The sequence below is a fragment of the Enterococcus alcedinis genome (assembly GCF_014635985.1).
Taxonomy (GTDB): Bacteria; Bacillota; Bacilli; order Lactobacillales; family Enterococcaceae; genus Enterococcus_I; species Enterococcus_I alcedinis.
Genome location: NZ_BMDT01000004.1, coordinates 158,300 through 178,492 on the forward strand (window position 1 = coordinate 158,300; position 20,193 = coordinate 178,492).

At 35.7% G+C, this 20,193-nt stretch carries 18 protein-coding genes; 8 read left to right on the forward strand and 10 right to left on the reverse strand.

Going from position 1 to position 20,193, the window contains the following annotated elements:
* Nucleotides 1–39: 39 nt before the first annotated feature.
* The 7 genes from IEV09_RS06340 to IEV09_RS06370 form a co-directional block, all read right to left on the reverse strand.
* Nucleotides 40–858 carry an S-4TM family putative pore-forming effector gene (locus tag IEV09_RS06340; protein ID WP_188367434.1) on the reverse strand — a complete coding sequence of 273 codons (819 nt, stop codon included), beginning with the start codon at nucleotides 856–858 and terminating at the stop codon, nucleotides 40–42.
* On the reverse strand, nucleotides 855–1,514 hold the full coding sequence (locus IEV09_RS06345) for an SEC-C domain-containing protein (protein WP_188367435.1): 660 nt from the start codon (nucleotides 1,512–1,514) through the stop codon (nucleotides 855–857). The genes IEV09_RS06340 and IEV09_RS06345 overlap by 4 nt, the downstream gene beginning before the upstream one ends.
* Nucleotides 1,514–2,680: a nucleotidyltransferase domain-containing protein gene (locus IEV09_RS06350; RefSeq protein WP_188367436.1), complete on the reverse strand. Its 1,167-nt coding sequence runs from the start codon at nucleotides 2,678–2,680 to the stop codon at nucleotides 1,514–1,516. Before IEV09_RS06350 ends, IEV09_RS06345 begins: the two co-directional genes overlap by 1 nt.
* A 194-nt stretch (nucleotides 2,681–2,874) precedes the next feature.
* Entirely contained in the window at nucleotides 2,875–3,843 is a 969-nt protein-coding gene (nrdF, locus tag IEV09_RS06355; protein ID WP_188367437.1) for a class 1b ribonucleoside-diphosphate reductase subunit beta, read from the reverse strand.
* 85 nt (nucleotides 3,844–3,928) lie between these two features.
* Complete coding sequence (nrdE, locus tag IEV09_RS06360; protein WP_188367438.1) at nucleotides 3,929–6,088, reverse strand: class 1b ribonucleoside-diphosphate reductase subunit alpha; 2,160 nt, start codon at nucleotides 6,086–6,088, stop codon at nucleotides 3,929–3,931.
* 113 nt (nucleotides 6,089–6,201) lie between these two features.
* Complete coding sequence (nrdH, locus tag IEV09_RS06365; protein ID WP_188367439.1) at nucleotides 6,202–6,426, reverse strand: glutaredoxin-like protein NrdH; 225 nt, start codon at nucleotides 6,424–6,426, stop codon at nucleotides 6,202–6,204.
* Nucleotides 6,427–7,282: 856 nt separating this feature from the next.
* Nucleotides 7,283–7,585, reverse strand: a complete 303-nt coding sequence (locus IEV09_RS06370; protein WP_188367440.1) for a DUF898 family protein — start codon at nucleotides 7,583–7,585, stop codon at nucleotides 7,283–7,285.
* Between the two features lie 195 nt (nucleotides 7,586–7,780).
* Between IEV09_RS06370 and IEV09_RS06375 the strand changes: the two genes are divergently transcribed.
* The 7 genes from IEV09_RS06375 (at nucleotide 7,781) to IEV09_RS06405 (ending at nucleotide 14,924) form a co-directional block, all read left to right on the forward strand.
* Complete coding sequence (locus IEV09_RS06375; RefSeq protein ID WP_188367441.1) at nucleotides 7,781–8,341, forward strand: DUF1836 domain-containing protein; 561 nt, start codon at nucleotides 7,781–7,783, stop codon at nucleotides 8,339–8,341.
* Nucleotides 8,338–9,195: a DegV family protein gene (locus IEV09_RS06380; protein ID WP_188367442.1), complete on the forward strand. Its 858-nt coding sequence runs from the start codon at nucleotides 8,338–8,340 to the stop codon at nucleotides 9,193–9,195. The genes IEV09_RS06375 and IEV09_RS06380 overlap by 4 nt, the downstream gene beginning before the upstream one ends.
* Nucleotides 9,196–9,360: 165 nt before the next feature.
* Complete coding sequence (gene yycF, locus IEV09_RS06385; RefSeq protein ID WP_188367443.1) at nucleotides 9,361–10,065, forward strand: response regulator YycF; 705 nt, start codon at nucleotides 9,361–9,363, stop codon at nucleotides 10,063–10,065.
* A 5-nt stretch (nucleotides 10,066–10,070) separates the two neighbouring features.
* Nucleotides 10,071–11,903 (forward strand): cell wall metabolism sensor histidine kinase WalK, encoded by a 1,833-nt coding sequence (walK, locus tag IEV09_RS06390; RefSeq protein WP_188367444.1) that lies wholly within the window; start codon nucleotides 10,071–10,073, stop codon nucleotides 11,901–11,903.
* A complete protein-coding gene (locus IEV09_RS06395; protein WP_188367445.1) occupies nucleotides 11,900–13,216 on the forward strand; it encodes a YycH family regulatory protein in 1,317 nt (438 codons plus the stop codon). Before walK ends, IEV09_RS06395 begins: the two co-directional genes overlap by 4 nt.
* A 1-nt stretch (nucleotide 13,217) precedes the next feature.
* Nucleotides 13,218–14,084, forward strand: a complete 867-nt coding sequence (locus IEV09_RS06400; RefSeq protein ID WP_188367446.1) for a two-component system regulatory protein YycI — start codon at nucleotides 13,218–13,220, stop codon at nucleotides 14,082–14,084.
* Between the two features lie 33 nt (nucleotides 14,085–14,117).
* The gene (locus tag IEV09_RS06405) at nucleotides 14,118–14,924 is read left to right on the forward strand and encodes an MBL fold metallo-hydrolase (RefSeq protein WP_188367447.1); all 807 of its coding nucleotides are present in this window, start codon (nucleotides 14,118–14,120) and stop codon (nucleotides 14,922–14,924) included.
* A gap of 170 nt (nucleotides 14,925–15,094) precedes the next feature.
* On the opposite strand, the gene IEV09_RS06410 is transcribed toward IEV09_RS06405, so the two are convergent.
* Nucleotides 15,095–15,901 carry a competence protein ComK gene (locus IEV09_RS06410; RefSeq protein WP_188367448.1) on the reverse strand — a complete coding sequence of 269 codons (807 nt, stop codon included), beginning with the start codon at nucleotides 15,899–15,901 and terminating at the stop codon, nucleotides 15,095–15,097.
* A 177-nt stretch (nucleotides 15,902–16,078) separates the two neighbouring features.
* Here IEV09_RS06410 and IEV09_RS06415 point away from each other — a divergent pair, with 177 nt between their 5' ends.
* Complete coding sequence (locus tag IEV09_RS06415; protein ID WP_188367449.1) at nucleotides 16,079–16,834, forward strand: MerR family transcriptional regulator; 756 nt, start codon at nucleotides 16,079–16,081, stop codon at nucleotides 16,832–16,834.
* A gap of 93 nt (nucleotides 16,835–16,927) precedes the next feature.
* Here IEV09_RS06415 and ald read toward each other — a convergent pair whose 3' ends face one another.
* Together ald and IEV09_RS06425 are read right to left on the reverse strand one after the other, a co-directional pair.
* On the reverse strand, nucleotides 16,928–18,040 hold the full coding sequence (gene ald / locus IEV09_RS06420) for an alanine dehydrogenase (RefSeq protein ID WP_188367450.1): 1,113 nt from the start codon (nucleotides 18,038–18,040) through the stop codon (nucleotides 16,928–16,930).
* A gap of 150 nt (nucleotides 18,041–18,190) precedes the next feature.
* Nucleotides 18,191–20,128 carry an ABC-F family ATP-binding cassette domain-containing protein gene (locus IEV09_RS06425; RefSeq protein ID WP_188367451.1) on the reverse strand — a complete coding sequence of 646 codons (1,938 nt, stop codon included), beginning with the start codon at nucleotides 20,126–20,128 and terminating at the stop codon, nucleotides 18,191–18,193.
* Between the last annotated feature and the right edge of the window lie 65 nt (nucleotides 20,129–20,193).

Genomic DNA, 20,193 nt, shown 5'->3' on the forward strand with positions numbered 1-20,193 from the left:
GTAGAATTTTGTATCTTTTTTATTTTAAATATCAGTCCATTATGGGAATAAATAACTAGCTAATTTTGTTATTTTATTTTTCCTTATGTAATATATCCAGTTAGGAGTTACCCCTGAAATTTGACGTTTCATAAAAATAATATTTTGGATTTCTTTAAAATCATCATTGGTTTTAGCCAAATCTAATCGAATGTTTATTTCTTTATTCAGCCTATTTACTCGTAAAGATTTTAATAATGTAGTGACAACCTTTTTGGAGAGGTTGGATAGTACTAAAAATATGGTTTTAAGATATATTGTTAGTGTTGTGTTTCGAAAATATATAAGTGTAAAAACTGTAAGTATAACTAAAATGATTAATAGTGTTTGATTTATACTGTTATCGTAATAAACACTTTCTCTAATAGATTTCTGAATAGCTTCATTTTGATTATCTTCATCGTCTACAAATTCATACCAGTCTTTAACTCCTCTAAAATTGTCGTTTCCTGTATGACTCATTTGCTTGTCAAACATACTTTTGTTTTTAGATTTAAGAATGTTAATTTTCTGAATAGTCTCATTCGAAAAATTTTCTTTCCATCCAAATACATATTCATCAAATATTTGTTTAAACTGAGAGGCACTAGAAGTATATGTAGAAATATAAGTGTCTAACAATAGGGTTATAAAGAACCATAAAATTAATGCGTAGTCTATCCAAATATTATTTATCCATATAAATTTAAGAATAATAGTCGTCAGGATACCAAACCAATATATATTATCTAATAAGTCTGCCCTGTCATAGTAATAACGAGCTGATGTTTGGCATTCTAGAGCTATATCTATGTTTTGTCTGGAATTTACTGTATTCATAAAATATTCCTACCTTTTAATATATCTAAATCACGATTAGCCTGTTTGCTAAGTAGTTGCGATTTAGATATTTTTTGTAATTCATGATAATGACAATATTTTGTTTTTTTATTCGATCCACAGGGACACATAAGATTTCTGTGTTTATTCTTTATTGGTAGTGTAGAGAGCAACCTAATTACTGCTGCTGAGTCAGTAGTAGTAAATAGATAGGTATACCCCTCTAAAATACCTTTTTCCCCATGGCTACGTTCAATTACAGGCATAATATGATATTTTTTATAGTAATAGTAAATTGTAAGGTATTCGATAATTAATTTGCAATATGTACCTATAGAATAGTTTGGTAATAACCGATATCGAATTTCCATTTCAGTACCTAAACAAAAAGATCCGACTTTATCAGGATTGATATGATGGTAAGAAACAATCTTTTTTTCACCAACTTCATAACAAGTAGGTAAGGTGTGTGGGTAAGAAAAAGGTATATTAATATTAATTTGACAGTCCAAAAAAAATTTAGCACTATCTATTTCACTAGTACAGTAAATAGATATATTAACCGTGTAAAAAGTATAATTTTCTGTAATATGGTTAAGTTTTAATCCTGGCAAGTTATTTAGTTCTTTTATAATTGAAGCTTTAGTTAAAGGCATCATATTCTCCAGGGGCTTGCTTTAGACGTATTGACATTAAAATCAGATGGTTTGATTGAAGAGAAATTTAAGCTTAGAGAATCATAGAGAATTTCTGATTTTCTAACATCTTCAATAGTTGAAGATGTTTGATTATCAATCAATTCTTGAAGATCAGCGACCCAGTAAAAAAAATCTTGACTAGCCGATGTATTTTCATTCCAAGAGCTTAGAATATTATCGAAACCATTGGCAGGATTTTTAAGTATCCAATAACCATCATTAAACTGTATAACATTTGAGATTATAAATCCTTCATCTAAACTCTTTTGAATAGATACCCCTCTGTTAAATCTTTCAAGTTGTTGGAGTTCTTTTATTACTGACGTTAATAAAGAAAATTCATCTTCAGCATAAGATATTCTATTGGCTAACTTAGCGACAAGTGTAGTGATTACTATTGATGAGGGGCTTGACTGTGATTTTGATCTTGAAAAATAAACATCGCGCAATCTTTTTAAAATTTTGATTACATTTCTCATTAGGTTCGTTGCATTGTCCTCAGGCAGTTCTTCAATGGAAGATTCATAAATACTTTTTCTGAAATTTAAATACTTTCTTTCATATTTTTGAGTCTGTGTTTCAAACCAACTTTTATATCCGATTGGATTATTCGAGATCCATTGATTGTGATTGTCAGTTACATCAGGAATCGCAATTGAAGTGTTAACCAATTCTATATGTTCGGTTTCCTTTTTTATTTCTTCTAATTTATCATTAGATTCAGCAACAGAAGGAATGATATCTATAGCAAATTCAATACCATCAATTTTAGCATAATCAACCGTAAAACATTTATCCCAACGAGTATAATTGTAATAACCTGCAGAATCGATAGCCTCTTCGAAAATATCCATCAAAGTCGAGGGGGGAATTGTTTTATCAAGATTTTGAACTTCACAAATAACATCGACATCGTAGGATTTATCTTTCCCATTTTCAAATGGTCTCACAGTGGTTTTTGTGGCAAATGAACCTTGGGAGTAAAAACTTATGTTTAATCCAGATTTTTTGATTATTGCATTACAAATATTAGTATACAATTCTTTGGCCCGTTCAATTTGAGTGTTTGTCAAGTCGATTTTTTCAAGAGCTTTACTTAGCTTTTCGTTTTGCTTGTATGTCATTTTAATGTACCTCTTTTTAGTTTTTTTGAATTTATTTTACATAAGTGTGTATTGATTACATAAAAGTTCTATTGAAAAATAAATTGTTGTGCGAGGAGTGAATTATGACTCAACTATTGGAAAGTAAAAGAAAGCAGTAGATTTATTCCTGCTTTCTTCATTAAGACGGTTATTAAATTAGATTATGTGTTGTTTTATGAATCTAAACCAATTAGATAATCGTCATCATTCATCGCTTCAACCGTTCCTAATAAGTAACCATTTCCAACTTGTGAGAAGAAATCGTGGTTGCTTGTTCCAGTTGAAATACCGTTCATGATAATCGGATTGACATCATCCGCCGTATCAGGGAACAATGGATCTTGTCCCATGTTCATTAGGGCTTTATTGGCGTTATAACGTAAGAAAATATTTACGTCTTCAGTCCAACCAATGTGATCATAAAGTTCAGCTGTATATTTTTCCTCATTTTCGTAGAGTTCAAATAATAGAGCGTACATCCATTCTTTTAATTCTTCTTGCTCTGCTTCAGGTAATTCGTTGAAGCCCAATTGGAATTTATAGCCAATGTAAGTTCCATGAACCGATTCGTCACGAATGATTAATTTAATAATCTCTGCCACGTTTGGTAATTTATTGTTACCTAAGTAGTGTAGAGGCGTGTAGAAACCAGAGTAGAATAGGAATGTTTCTAAGTAAACACTTGCGACTTTCTTTTGTAAAGGCGTTCCGTGTAAATAAACTTCATTAATTAGTTTTGATTTTTTTTGTAAATATTCGTTTGTATTAACCCATTCGAATATTTCGTCGATTTCAGATTTCGTATTTAACGTACTAAAAATCGAAGAATAACTTTTCGCATGAACCGACTCCATGAATTGAATATTGTTTAAAACGGCTTCTTCATGAGGGGTACGTACAGCATCGCGTAATTGATGCATCCCACTTTCCGATTGAATCGTATCAAGTAACGTTAAGCCGCCTAGAACTCGGCTAACCATGACTTGCTCTTCTTTTGATAAACCTCTCCAATCATCGAGATCATTTGAAAGGGGAATACGTGTATCTAACCAAAATTGCTCCGTTAGTTTTTCCCAAGTTGATTTATCAATTAAATCTTCAATTTCATTCCAGTTAATTGCTGCATAATATGTTTTTGCCATTGAAGCTGGCCTCCTTAGATTTGAAGTGAAAAAGAAGCTAGCCAGAGAAAATCCGCTAGCTTCTAAAGAATCGTTCTTTTTGTAATTAGATTACACAGCTCTCACATTGGTTACTGCCAATTTCTTCTGCATCATCTGTAAAGGTACGAATGTAGTAAATCGTCTTAATTCCTTTGTTAAAGGCATAGTGACGTAAGATGTTTAAATCTCTTGTTGTTTGCTTTGTTGTTGTTTTCCATTCATAAATCCCTGCTGGAATTTCAGAACGCATAAATAGTGTCATACTCATTCCTTGGTCAATATGTTTTTGTGCGGTTGCATAAACATCAATGACTTTGCGCATATCCATGTCATAAGCTGATTTGTAGTAGTTAATCGTCTCATTGGATAGGTGTGCTGCAGGGTAGTAGATTTTTCCGATTTTCTTTTCTTGACGCTCTTCAATTAAACGAGTGATCGGATGTAAACTTGCACTTGTATCATTGATATAAGAAATCGAACCATTTGGAGCAACAGCTAAACGGTTTTGATGGTATAAACCATCGACTTTAACAGCTTGTGCTAAAGCTTCCCAATCTTCTGCCGTTGGAATGTCAATCCCTTTGAATAATTCAGCAATTTTTTCGAAGGTCGGTGTGTAATCTTCTTTGATATAAGACTCAAAATACGAACCATCGGCATAAGCAGATTTTTCGAAGTTGTGGAACGTTTCTTGTTTTTCTTTGGCAATTTGATGACTTTCCATCAATGTCCAGTAGTTTAATAACATGAAGTAAATATCTGTAAATTCAATGGACTCAGGTGAGCCGTATTCCATTTGGTTTTTAGCAAAGAATGTATGTAAGCCCATTGCTCCTAAACCAATCGTGTGGTTAATTTTATTTCCATGTTGAATCGAAGGGACAACCGCAATATCTGAAGCATCCGTCACAAAAGTTAAGGCACGAGTCATCGCACGAACAGAACGACCAAAGTCAGGGCTCTCCATTAGGTTAACGATGTTTGTTGAACCGAGGTTACAACTAATATCCGTTCCCATCACTTCAAAGTCTTGAACATCGTTGACAAGCGATGGTTCTTGAACTTGTAAAATTTCAGAACATAAGTTACTCATAATAATTTTTCCGTCAACTGGATTGGCACGGTTCGCCGTATCAATATTGACGATATAAGGGTAGCCTGATTCTTGTTGTAATTTTGAAATTTCATTTTCCAAGTCGCGTGCATTGATTTTTGTTTTACGGATGTTTGGATTTTTGACTAAATTGTCATATTCCTTTGTAATATCAACATAAGAGAATGGCACGCCATATTCTTTTTCAACACTATAAGGACTAAATAAATACATTTCTTGGTTTTTACGAGTTAGTTCATAAAACTTATCCGGTACGATGACACCAAGTGAAAGTGTCTTAACACGAATTTTTTCATCGGCATTTTCTTTTTTAGAAGATAAGAATGAAATAATGTCTGGGTGGAAGACGTTTAAGTAAACAACACCAGCACCTTGACGCTGACCTAATTGATTCGAGTAGCTAAAGCTATCTTCGAACAATTTCATAACAGGCATCACACCACTTGCGGCACCATCGTAACCTTTAATTGGCGCGCCAGCTTCACGTAAGTTTGATAACGTGATTCCGACACCGCCACCGATACGAGATAATTGTAAAGCCGAGTTGATTCCACGACCAATCGCGTTCATATCATCGGTTAATTGAATTAAGAAACAAGAAACCAATTCACCACGGCGTTTTCTTCCAGCGTTCAAGAACGAAGGGGTAGCCGGTTGGTAACGTTGATGGATCATTTCTTCAGCTAGAGTCATTGCAAGTTCTTCATCGCCATCTGCAAAGTACAAAGCGTTAAATGCAACACGGTCTTCATATGTCTCTAAGTATTTTGTGCCATCATTTGTTTTCAGCGCGTATTGGCCGTAAAACTTGTAAGCTGCCATGAATGATTTAAATTTAAAGTTTTGTTTTGCTAAAAAATCAAATAAAGACTCAATAAATTCAGGTGAATAATTGCGGATAAACGGCTCTTCTAAATAATCTTCTTCTATTAAGTAGTTGATTTTTTCTGTAACCGATGAGAAGGTCACTGTATTTGGTAAGACATTCTCTTTAAAGAAGGCTACGAGTGCCTCTTGGTCTTTATGTAAAGGAATTTGTCCATTAACCGGACGATTGATTTCATTGTTTAATTTAAAGTAAGTGACGTCTTTTAATGTTTTAAGACTCATGAAGACACAACCTTTTCTAATTTCTATTGTAGAGTAATTGGCATAAAAAGAAGGATTTGAGGTCTAATGACGGACAAATCCAACGATACGTTTCGTTTTTATATGGGCGAGGATTACACGGCTAACTGGCGTAATTGATCTGGACGGAAGCCTACAATTGTTCTTGCTTCACTTGTGATAACAGGGACACTTTGGAAACCTTGTTCTTTTAACCAGTCAATGGCTGTCGGTTCTTGGTCTAAGTTGATTTCTTCAAAAGAAATTTGATTGTCGGTTAAAAAGCGTTTTGCCATTTTGCATTGTACGCAGTTGTTTTTTGAAAATAATTTGATATTCATGTGGTAATCCTCCTTGAAAATTGTTAAATATGATAATACTTAGTATAGACGGTCGTGGCGAAAAGTCAAACAAAAAATACTATATCTAGTGCTTGTGAAAGGGATAGGCACTAATTGTTGTGGTTTTTTAAAAGTTTTTTACTCGAAAGAGCGTGTGATTATGAGGGTTTTAGCGACTTTAAAACAAACTAAAAAGAATAAAAAAATATTAATTGTGAAAAAGTAATCATATCCCATTTGGTGAATCAAAAAGCAGTACAATACCTGGTTATACGATAGGCGCTGTACTGTTTTTTGATGATCTGTTTAGTCTTGTTTTTTAAAACGTTTGCTTATTTCTTAATCTTGAACTAAAGAGATTGCTAGACGGATAATTTCTAGCATTTTGTTTTTGTCTTCTATAGATAGTGTTTGTGAGGGGAATAAAATAGACTCATAAATTTCATTATTATTTGAATCAGATAATTATATTATTGGGGAAATGGATACAACTCATGATCAACTCGTGATGTGATAAGGAATTATCGGACCGGAAGAAGTTTATTATCGCTAGTCTGAAAATTAAATGATTCCTATATGTACGTCATTGGAGGCTATTTACCAAAGAAATGAGGTAAATGAAGTAAGAAAGAGCAAGAAACTTCAAATATTCTCTTGTAAATAAAATGAATGAATGCTATTATATCTTGGGTGCCAAACCCATGACGTTGGATACTTGTTGGTGCGAAAGCATTTCGAAAACGAGTATCGCAACGTCTTTTTTATTTTTAGTGAAATGAAAAAACAAATCATGTTGTTAAGTTGAATAATTAAAAAAGCCACATCAGAAAAATGCATTCTGGTGTGGCTTTCTTTCTTAATAGAAGGTTGTATGTTTTGTTTTCCATTGTTCTAACTTAATGTGTAGCCAAAAACCATAAATACCTAAAGTAATCAGTGTTAGGAAAAACCATTTAATCCAATGACCAAACAAGCCCATAGCGGTGCCGTGAAATTGTAACCGACGCCCGTCAATGACTGTATGTTCAATTTTCCAACGGTACATTAAAACAATCCCCCAAGGAGCGCAAATGCCCAATGTAACCCCTGTAATAAGTGCTGCTAACAAACTGTGGCCGATATAACTTAACAGACCACCATCAAAATGTGACTGATTCATTTTTTCTCCTTTTCTTCATTCAATAGCTGCTATTATAACATTGAGATCACTGTTTTTATTGTTTATTAATGATTTCTTTTACTTGCAAACAGAAGCTATTCAAGGAGTTAATTTTATGATACACTCTATCTAGTTATCGAAACTAGGTAATCGGATTTTTAAAAACGATAAATAGAATAAAAAGAAGGAATTCATTTGGATAAATTAGAAGAAAGAATGATTGAGTGGGGCGAAGCATTGCTGTCTGTTCACTTACCTCGTTGGGAAGAATTACCGGAACTGGATTTATATATGGATCAAGTGATTACGCTTGTCGATCAATATTTATCACCGATTATTATTCAACCAGAGAAAAACGCTCGTTTAACGCCTTCAATGGTTAACAATTATGTTAAAAAAGAGATGATTCCGCCACCAGTAAGAAAACGTTACAATCGCAAGCATGTCGCTTTTTTGATAGCTATTACGTTACTAAAGCAAGTGTTAACAATTTCTGAAATTAAGAATGGAATTTTATTCCAAGGAAAAGCGATAGGTATTCGCAATGCGTATAATGCTTATTGTGAAATTCAAGAAAAGGCGATTCATCAAGTATGCCTACAGGCGACAAAGCAAACCTATGAAGAGCAAGTGCGAGTCATTCCAATCGAATACTTGGCCGCTCACAGTGCGTCAAAAGCGTTTGCGAATAAACTATTAGCTGAAAAAATGATCGAATTAGAAACGGATTATTTAAAAAAAGGAGTAAGAAAATGAACGCAGAAAAAATAGCATTACTTGTTGACTCAGGTACCGATGTACCTCAAGAGGTGATGGATCGTTATGGTATTTATATGATTCCATTACAAATTATTTATAAAGAAAGAACGTATACAGATAAACTTGAAATTTCACCAGAGGAAGTCTATCGTCGATTAGAAGAAGAAGTGCCAAGTACGTCTTTACCAGATGGTGCTCAAATTCAAGCCATTTTAGAGCAAATCAAAGCCGATGGTTATGAAAAGTTATTAATCGTCACGATTTCTAGTGGATTAAGTGGAACATACAATGTTTTACGTTTAATCGGGCAAGATGTTGAAGGACTAGCGGTCCATGTATTAGATACGAAAAGCATTGGGATTGGTGCAGGTTTACAAGCAATCCGTGCAGCAGAGCTTATTGACTCAGGACTGACATTTGAAGCGTTAATCGCACAACTCGATAAAGAAATCGTTCAAAATAAAGTCCTCTTTAACGTCGCAACACTTGAGTATTTACAAAAAGGTGGCAGAATTGGCTTAGTCACATCGATTATCGGAACAGCTTTAAAACTGAATCCAACGATTTCTTGTAATGAAGAGGGTGTTTACCACACGGTTGCAAAATCACGTGGACGTAAGCGTAGTATTGATAAGTTAGTTGAAATTGCAGTCGAATTTGTCGGCAATCACGAAGAGTTTCGCTTGGCAGTGGCACAAGGCGATGCTTATGAAGAAGGTTTGCAACTAAAAGCCAAATTAGAAGAGAGGTTGCCAAATGCCAAAGAAATTTTATTTGGCACGATTTCACCAGCACTCGTGGTGCACACAGGACCAGGGTTGTTAGGTATGGGTATTCAAGTGATTCGTTAAGTGAAATGAAGCCAAGCGCTGAGAGAAGAGATTCTTTTGGCGCTTATTTTTTTGATAAGAAACCGAAGAGCTTTTTGGCTTTTAGTGAAAGATGAGTCAAAATCATGTATAATAATGAAGATAACGTGACTAAAAAATAAAAAAGAAAAAGAATGAGGGATTTTTATGAAGAAGATACTAGTGGTAGATGATGAAAAACCAATTTCTGATATTGTAAAATTTAACCTTACGAAAGAAGGATATGAAGTCTTCACGGCTTATGATGGGGAAGAAGCCTTAGAAAAAGTCAAAGAAGTCGAGCCAGATTTAATTTTACTTGATTTAATGTTACCTAAAATCGATGGACTAGAAGTAGCAAGAGAAGTCCGTAAGACATACGATATGCCAATTATTATGGTGACGGCGAAAGATTCAGAGATTGATAAAGTTTTAGGATTAGAGTTAGGTGCGGACGATTACGTGACAAAACCATTTTCAAATCGTGAACTTATTGCTCGTGTGAAAGCGAATCTACGCCGAGGAGCCAGTGCCAATAAAGAAGCAGAAGTACCTGCGACGACAGAATTAGAAATTGGAGATTTAACGATTCATCCAGATGCCTATATGGTGACTAAAAATGGAGGCACCATCGAATTGACCCATCGTGAATTTGAATTGCTGCATTACTTAGCAAAACATATTGGTCAAGTAATGACTCGGGAGCACCTTTTACAAACGGTTTGGGGTTATGATTATTTTGGCGATGTGCGGACGGTCGATGTGACGGTTCGTCGTTTACGAGAGAAAATTGAAGACAGCCCAAGTCATCCGAATTATTTAGCGACAAGACGTGGTGTAGGCTATTATTTACGTAACCCAGAACAGGAGTAATTTAGATGAAAAATAAAGTTCGCTTTTATCGCTCAGTGAACTTTAAAATCGCCCTGACGTTTATCTTGATTTTGTTTATTTCAATCGAGATTATCGGGGCGTATTTTATTCGTGGATTAGAGCGCTCAATGATTGAAAATTATAAAGATTCAATGGATACCCAAGCCGAGACTTTGTCGGGAACCATTGGTACGTATTTGAGTCGGCAAGATGTCGATCCGGCTGACATTAACAATGAGATTCAACGAATTTTGGATAGTAGTGACTCGGCCGATATTTTAGAAATGCGTGTCGTCGATGAAAAAGGAATTATTCGTGCCACGACAGATGTGAACGACCGCAGTTCGATTGGTAAAAAAAGTATCGATTCTTATATTGATCAATTTACGGATAAAAGTTTTATTGCACTCGACGAAACGACGGGGAATCGTGTTTTAATCAATATTCGAGTCTTAGAGTCTGTTGGTGATGTCGTTATTGGCTCCCTTTATATTCGGGGGGACCTAGAAAAACAATACCAAGAAATATCGAACATCGCTTTGATTTTCGTTAGTGCAACGTTAATTGCGATAGGGATTGCGATTGTCGTGTCGATGTTAGTAGCCCGTTCAATTACCCAACCGATTGGTGAAATGCGTGAGCAAGCATTACGAATTGCCAAAGGGGATTACAGTCACACGGTTGACATTAAAGCGCGTGATGAGTTGGGACAACTCGCTGAAACATTTAACCAATTAGCCGAACGAATTGAAGAAACACAAGAAGCAATGGAAGCCGAACGCAATCGCTTAAATAGTGTTTTAACGTATATGACAGATGGTGTTATCGCTACGGACCGTCGGGGACGAGTGATTATGATTAATGAAATGGCCCTGTCACTACTGAACCTTAAACAAGAAGAATCGATTGGTGAATCGATTTTGAAACTACTTGATTTGGAAGAAGAGTACACGTTGCGAGCCTTGTTAGAAAACACTGAAGAAATGCTCTTGGAGCGTTCGTCAAATGTTTCGCATATGGAACGTTTGATTTTACGTGTCGACTTTTCGATGATCCGCCGAGAATCCGGTTTTATTTCTGGTTTAGTTGCGGTGTTACATGATGTAACTGAACAAGAAAAAACGGAACAAGAACGTCGCGATTTCGTTTCAAATGTGTCACATGAATTACGTACACCTTTAACGAGTATGCGTAGTTATATTGAAGCCTTGCACGATGGCGCTTGGAAAGATGAAGAAATCGCGCCACACTTTTTAGAAGTCACGCTAGAAGAAACTGATCGAATGATTCGAATGATTAACGACTTACTCAGTCTATCCAAAATGGATAGCGGGAATGCTCAATTGCAATTAGAGTTTGTTAATTTCAATAACCTCGTCAACTTTGTACTCGATCGCTTTGATATGATGGTCACTAACACAGAAAAAGATTACAAAATACAACGCGAATTTACGAAGCGAGATTTATGGTTAGAAATCGATACCGACCGTATTATTCAAGTGATTGATAATATTATGAATAATGCAATTAAGTATTCACCAGACGGTGGTACCGTGACTGTGCGTTTAATAGAAACACATAACCATGTGATTTTAAGTATTTCCGATCAAGGAATGGGGATACCTCGAAGTGATTTAGCCAAAGTATTTGATCGTTTTTACCGTGTTGATAAGGCTCGTGCCCGTCAGCAAGGTGGGACCGGATTAGGTTTAGCAATCTCGCGTGATGTGTTAAAAGCGCATGGCGGATCGATTTGGGCTGAAAGTCGTGAACATTATGGCTCCACATTTTTTATTAGTTTACCTTATGAGCCGTATGAAGAGGAGTGGTGGGATTGATTAATAAAATAAAAGAAAACCTTTTACGAATTGTCCTCACCGTGATGGTTGCTATTAGTTTTTACTTATCTTATTTAATTTGGATGAGTCCCGTTACTCGCGATACTTTATTACGCGCAGAAAGTGAATTTGAAGTTATTGAAGAGGTATCTCAGGAAATTAACGCAGAAGAAGTTTTTTTACCGATTAAGGTCCGTTATAAAGAGACTGATGAAAACCAAGAAACGCAAAATGAGAGTCTACTTAAACAAATGCAAACAATTTTAAGCAATAAGAAATACGGTGAAACAAAATGGAAAACCTATTTCAATGAAGTGGATTACTTTAAAGCAATTGAGTTTGAAAATGGCTTAGAGCTCACTTATGGGATGATTTTCCCATTAGCAGAATACATTGATTTGTTTAATTTGAATTTGACTTTAAGCGAAGAAGAGCAAGTGCAGATTTATTTTACGAAAATTCAATTAGACATAAAACGCAATGTCATTCGTTTTATTAATGATGAGGATTGGACTGTACTAAGTGTGACTCCAGAAAAAAAAGTCGCACAAATGCTCCAAGTTTTAGAGGAAGTTGATTATCAATGGATGGCGATTTCTCAGTCAAATGAAATTTTACCTAACCATTACTTAACAACAAAAGAACTTACATTTAAAAAATACAGTTATATTTCTTCTACAAGACGTTACACTACATTCCGAGATGCCTTTTTCACCAATCCTAAAGATGTCCGTAGCAATGTAACTGTCGCCGATACGTATTTATATGATGGCGTAGAGTCGTTAACGATGAAGCAAAATCAGGACATCATCTCGTTTCAGAGTGTCTTAAATGACACGAATGGTTTAAATATTTTTGAAATGAGTTTCCCTTACGTTCAACGCATCGGAACAAGCTATGGTTCAATCCGGGTACTGAATCAAGATCAAAATCAAATTGATTATCGGATGTTTGTTGAAGGTTTTCCTATTTTTGGGAGTGACTTTGAAGGACAATTAGCCTTTGAGTTTTCTGACCACGGACAAAATAGTCAAAAGAAAGTTAGTATTCAAGGGAATCTAAAGTCCTTACAAATACCGATACCTTCTAAAGAAGAAGTGATACTACCAGCAACGCAAACGCTCGTTGAAAACTTGCACCGTCAAGGGGCAGATTTACAGTTGATCCGTACTTTTTTAATTGGTTACGAATGGAAAAATTTAGAGAATACGGGTGTTGTGGATTTAATTCCTAACTGGTTTGTTAAATATGGCGATCGCTGGTTGAGTTACGAGGCGTTGCTTAGTCAATTAAAACAAGGCAGGGGGGAGTAAGATGGATTTTAAGCGCATAGAATGGATCTTTTTCTTTGCTTTTTTAGGACTAAATTTATTCTTGTTTAGTATGTATCGTGAGGCAAAACTAGATCAAAATATTACTTCGAGAACGAATGAAACTATCCCATTATACAAACGCTTGGCTTCCGAAAATATTAAGTATGAAGGAGATTTCTCCGCTCGTAAACGTGATGGTTATTATTTAAGTGGCGTACCGACTGATTTTGAACAAGCACTTAAAAGTGAGCGTGAACGTCTAAAACAACCTGATTTATTAAGTAAACAGACAACGATTGATGAGAATGTTTTGACACATACGATTAATGATGTCATTATGATGACTGATAGGAGTCAAGTAGAAGAAGTGCTATCAAAAATATTGAATCAGCCTCACTTGGTTTTATTCGGTGATGAATACCAATACATTGCCGAGGATACGAATCTGATGAATGACAATCCTGAAATTGTGGCTGGACAATACTACGAAGAGATTCCAATCAATGATCCAGCAAGTCGTCTGACGTTACGCTTAGAAAAAGAGGCAGATCATTGGAGTGTCGATCAATACATTCAAACGCATATCTCAGAGTTGCAGCCGTTACGTGAAAGCATGCCGACATATTCAGAGCGTGAAGCAATTAATACGTTATATATTAACAATCAAATTCCACCAAATTCAAAAATCCTGTGGCGTAAATTGGCTTATAAAATGACCTTAATCGTAAGGGGACAAGCCATTTTTGTTCCAACTTGGTTTATTCAAATTGAAACAAATAACAATGAAGTAAAAACAGAAATGGTTAACGCTTTTACCAATCGAATTATTACGAATTCAGTGATTGCAACAGTAGAAGATCAAAAATAGTGGGAAGAATATAGAAATAGCGAGGTTTTATTAGTGAGTCAATTATCTACTTTTCAAATTAGTATTCTAGCAAGTGGGAGTTCCGGAAATTCTCTTTATATTGAGACAGCAAAAAAGAAAATCTTAGTGGATGCAGGATTAAGTGGTAAAAAAATTACTTCTTTATTAGCTGAAGTTGGGAAAAAACCAGAAGATTTAGATGCGATTTTGGTGACACATGAGCATCGTGACCATATTCATGGTGTCGGTGTCTTAGCTAGAAAATATAAACTAGATGTTTATGCGAACGAAAAAACATGGTTAGCCATGGATCACTTGATTGGAAATGTGGCTGTCGAACAAAAACATCATTTTGAAATGGGAAAAGTACTAACTCTAGGTGATGTTGATATTGAAAGTTTTGGTGTGTCGCATGATGCCGCAGCACCACAGTTTTATCGCTTTCATAAGGATAATCGATCGTTTGTTATTTTGACTGACACTGGTTATTGTAGCGATGCCTTAAGAGGTGTGATTAGAGGTGCGGATGCGTACCTGATGGAGAGTAACCATGATTTAGAAATGTTACGCATGGGTGCATACCCTTGGAGTTTGAAGCAACGAATTCTAGGTGATCATGGTCATTTATCAAATGAAGATGGCGCACTAGTCATGGCAGATGTCTTAACAGATGTGACCAAACGAATTTATCTAGGCCACTTAAGCCGAGAAAACAACTTAAAAGAATTGGCGCACTTAACGATGGAGAGTACGCTAAAAGAACAAGGTTTTGGTGTTGGTGAAGCCTTTGAAATTTATGATACTGATCCGGATCAAGCAAGTGAACTTTTTTCAATTTAAATAAGAGAAAATCGAGTGGAACCATTGTTCTTTCTGATTTTCTTCAAGGGATAATAAGACCAATCGATAAAAAATAGGGCGATGACAAAGGAAAGACTCGCTTCATAGTAGACAAAAAAAACTAGTCTACAGTATGAAGCGAGTAATCCATGTCATCGCTCTTTTGTTGATTATTCCTCAATGTCTAATTCTTTGAAAATCAATTTTCGATACAGTAGGCGATGATTGCTCTCATAACGAGCCAAAAAATCACCATGCTTATCAGGAATATCTCGATACAAAAGCTCTTTTAAAATTTTGCGGGTGACTTCTGTTGAAGATACGTTTAAAAAGTCAAATAAATGGGTAGTGGGATGCACAGCATTGAAAGTAAAGTCGCGTCTAATGACACCGTGAGAAAGAAATCCCCGTTTCATTAGTTCTTGAATTCGGAGTTCGACTCGATCAACAGACAGTTGGAAACCGTTATCAAAAGTAATGATGCTGTGAAATCGTTTTTCTTTGGTTTTTGTAACCCGTCCAGCGTTAATCCAAATTGTATGTTTGTTCGTATTACTACCAATCGGTAAGAGACTAAAATTGGTTGTAGCAATCGGAACAATTTTTATTTTTTTCTTAAAAAAGGATTGAATTGTTTGAATATATGTTTCAGAATCAAGATTAAGATGAATACGTAGCATTTCTTTGACGATATGATTTGGTAACAAGTCAACAAAAAGCATGGAGTCTTTATAAAGGACAAAGCTTTTATTGTAATCGTAACCTGCAATCGAAAAAATGGCATAAATTTCATCTAGATAGTTTGGTGCAATGGAAGGTTTGATATGATCGGTTAGTTTTTTTATATTATGTGGAGTAAAGACACATTGTGCCATTAAGTCTTTCATAGGAGATATGGAATAACGATACTTATTGAGTATCTCTTTTTCCCCTGTGTAATAAGTTTGGACCATAACTAATGAATCTGAAAACGTCAATCTGGACAACTCCTTTTAATAATGCTTGTTTTTTATTTAATTATATTATACATATAAAAATTAGTAATGCATCTCGTATTATAAATAGTGAGTAATATATTACTAAAATCTCATGTAATAATTACTTGACCTTGTCGTTACGTCAAGCTTTAAGATAGAGTAGAAAGGAGGAAGGAAATGCGCTATTCAATTCAAAAAATGAGTCAAATTTCTGGAGTTAGTGGGCGAACGTTGCGATATTATGATCAAATTGGCTTGCTAAAACCAAAAGAAATCACGGATTCAGGTTATCGTCAATACAGTGAAGTAGAAGTAGATAAACTACAGCAAATTTTACTGTATAAAAAGATGGGGTTGAAACTTCAAGCAATTAAATTAATTTTAGATAACCCCAATTACAATATACTTGAAGCATTAGAAGAACAAAAGAAACACTTGTTATTAGAAAAGGATCGTTTAGAAGAAGTGATTAAAACGGTAGATAAAACATTAGTAAGCATGAAAGGAAGTTACGAGATGACAAATGAAGAAAAATTTAAAGGCTTAAAAGAAGAAAGAATTCGAATAAACGAAGAGAAGTATGGAGAAGAGATTCGCCAAAAATATGGAGAAGAAGTTGTTGCAGCTAGTGTGAAAAAACAGTTGAATTTAACTGAAGCTGATTTTGAAGACATGCAAGCAACGGAAAAGCTATTGTTACATAAACTAACCGAGTATTTAGTAGTCGATGAAATTGCGAATCCATTAGCGCAAGAAATATTTAATTTACATAAAAAATGGTTGCAATTTTCGTGGGCTAACTATCAAGCGGATGCACATAAAGGCGTAGCGATGATGTATATTTCGGATGAACGCTTTACGGCTTATTATGATGAAAAATCAGGTGTCGGGAGTGCAGAAGCGTTGAATAAAATCATTCAATACTATGCATAGAACATTAAAAAAACAAAAGGGGATGTGACAAAAGTCACATCCCTAAACTGTTATATGAGTATTTTATTAATAAACAAGTGCTGAAAAATAGGTTTAAAGTAGTGTCGCAAGGTCTGTTGCTGGTAAATCTAAGTCAGCGGCAATGCCTGCTTCAACTAAATAACCACGATAAGTGTTCACGCCACGAGCAAGCGCTGCGTTATTTTTGATTGCTTTTTCAATAGGGGTGCTCGCTAAATATTTAATAAATTCTAACGTACGGTTACTTAAAGCATACGACCCCGTTTGTGCGACTGCTCCAGGCATATTGGCAACTGCATAGTGAATCACACCTTCTTCGATATACGTTGGCTCGTCATGTGTAGTGGCTTTTGAAGCCGTTTCAAAAATTCCACCTTGGTCAATTGCGATATCAATGATGACTGACTTGTCTTCCATATTGCGTACCATTTCTCTCGTTACAAGTGTCGGAGCTTTTCTGCCAGGAAGTAACACGGCGCCAATCACTAGGTCGGCATTTTGAACTTGTTCAGAAATGTTGAAAGCATTTGATAGTAATGTTTGAACTTTTCCATCAAATTGCATGTCGAGTTCTTTTAAGCGTGTCATACTAACGTCTAAGATGGTAACATTTGCACCAAATCCAACGGCAATTTGTGCAGCATTTGTACCAGCTACGCCACCACCGATAATGACCACGTTTCCTTTACGAACACCAGGTACTCCGGCTAGTAAGATCCCTTTACCACCAGAGAGGCCTTCAAGGAACTGAGCGCCAATTTGGACCGCCATTCGTCCTGCGATTTCACTCATTGGTGCAAGTAACGGTAAGGATCCATCATCTAAACGAACGCCTTCATAGGCAATCGCTGTGACTTTTCCATCCATTAAGGCTTTAGCAACTGGTTTGTTGGCTGCTAAATGTAAATAGGTGAAGAGAATCATTCCTTCTCTAAAATATTTGTATTCAGATTCAACTGGTTCTTTTACTTTTAGAATAAGGTCGCTTGCCCAAACATCCTTTGGCTCGGTAACAATTATCGCGCCAACTGCTTGATACGCATCATTGGTGATTGATGAACCTTTACCCGCATCTTTTTCTACGTACACTTCATGTCCTGCTTGAATTAGTTCATATACACCAGCAGGGGGTAAAGCTACTCGGTTTTCATTGTTTTTAATTTCTTTTACGATTCCGATTTTCAAATCTAATCACTCCATTATTTTTTCCCTTGTTAAAAATTATAGAGCAAAAAGGCATAGAAAACAATCTAGTATAGAAAATTCTGAAAATTCTAAGGAAAATCTTAGAAAAAAAGACAGAAGATTTCTAAAAAGAAACCTTCTGCTGTTTGATTATGGATTCATTCGTTCTTCAAGTTCTAAACTAGCTGTCTCCCAATCGTTTAAATAAGTGATTTGTTGATTTTCTTTTTCATCGATTTGTTTTTGCAGCTTCAGTAATTCGATGTGGTCGTTTAAAATTAAAGGATCGGTCATTTTTTCTGTTAACTCACTCAGTTCTTGCTCCAAAGTAGCGAGAGCTTCTTCTAGTTGGGTCACTTTTCGTTCAAGTTGACGTGTTATTTTTTGTTCTTCTTTACTTTGTTGGAAATTTTTCTTACCCTCTGAAAAAACGACTTCAACCACTTCAGGCTGTTCAATTAAAGCAGCAAGTTCGGCTTCTTCATTTTTCTTTTCCACATAATAGTCGTAATCACCTAAATATAAACGGCTTTCATCCTCAGAAAGTTCCACGACTTTTGTCGCAATGCGATTAATAAAGTAACGGTCGTGTGAAACAAATAAGATTGTGCCTTCATAATCAATTAAGGCATTTTCCAAAACTTCTTTACTATCGATATCCAAGTGGTTTGTTGGCTCATCCAAAATCAAGAAATTCTCGTGGTTCATGGCTAATTTTGCAAGTGCAACACGGGCTTTTTCGCCACCACTTAACAAACCAATTGTTTTTTCAACATCATCTCCTGAAAAAAGAAAACTACCAAGAATGCTACGAATAGCGACCTCAGGAGAAAGGGGATGTTCATCCCACAGTTCTTTTAGCACAGATTTATTGGCAGTTAATTGTTGCTGACCTTGATCATAATAACCAATCGATACATTCGTTCCATAACGCACGTCACCCTGTAAGAAAGGAATTTCTTTCAAAATAGAACGTAAGAGGGTGGATTTCCCGATACCATTTGGACCAACGAGTGCAATCGCGTCTTTGCGTCGCACATCAAGGTTGATATGATTGGCTAGAGGCTGATCGCCGTAACCAATGGCGGCATCTTCGACTTGTAACACGACATTGCCTGAAGGTTGATCAATTTCAAATAAAATATTTGCGGACTTTTCCGACCCTTGTGGACGGTCTATACGAGTCATTTTTTCTAACTGTTTGCGACGACTTTGAGCTCTTTTAGTTGTTGAAGCACGGACTAAGTTACGTGCAACGAAGTCTTCTAATTTATGAATCTCTGATTGTTGTTTTTCATATTCTTTCCAGTCAAGTGCGAGTTGTTCTTCTTTTAAAATCAGGAAGCGACTATAGTTTCCTTTGTAATGCGTCATTTTATGACGACTAATCTCATAAATTTCATTCACAACTTTGTCTAAGAAATAACGGTCATGTGAAACGATTAGTAAGGCGCCTTTGTAATTTTGTAAGTAAGTTTCTAGCCATGCAAGTGTTTCGATATCCAGGTGGTTCGTTGGCTCATCGAGTATTAATAAATCAGGTTGTTGCAATAGCATTTTGGCAAGCGCTAGACGCGTTTGTTGCCCGCCTGAAAGCGACTGGATGTCTTGTTGATAAAAGCTTGCATCAAATTTAAAGCCGTGTAGTACAGAACGAATATCGTTTTCATAACTGTAGCCATTTTTTTCAGCAAAGGTATGCTGAAGGTGATCGTATTCTTTTAAGTAGCGCTGACCATCCGTACTTTCGATATCTGTCGTACTAATCAGCAACTCTAACTCACGCATTCGCGCTTCCATTTTTCGAACTTCTTGGAACGATTCAAGCATTTCATCCCAAACGGTATTAGAGGAAGCAAGTCCAGTATTTTGCGCTAAGTAGCCCATTGTTAATGACTTTGTTTTGGCGATGGTACCACGATCAGGCGCTTCTAGCCCGGCAATTATTTTTAAAAGTGTTGATTTCCCAACACCATTTCGTCCAACTAATCCAATTCTCCCACGGGAATGGATTTCTAAATGGATATTCTCAAATAAAACCTCTGCTCCAAAAAGGCGAGCAAGTTGGTTTCCTTGTAATAAAATCATAAAAAATCCTCATTTCTTTCAATCAGGGGCTTTAAATGAAAACCTATTGATAAAGCATTCGTCTC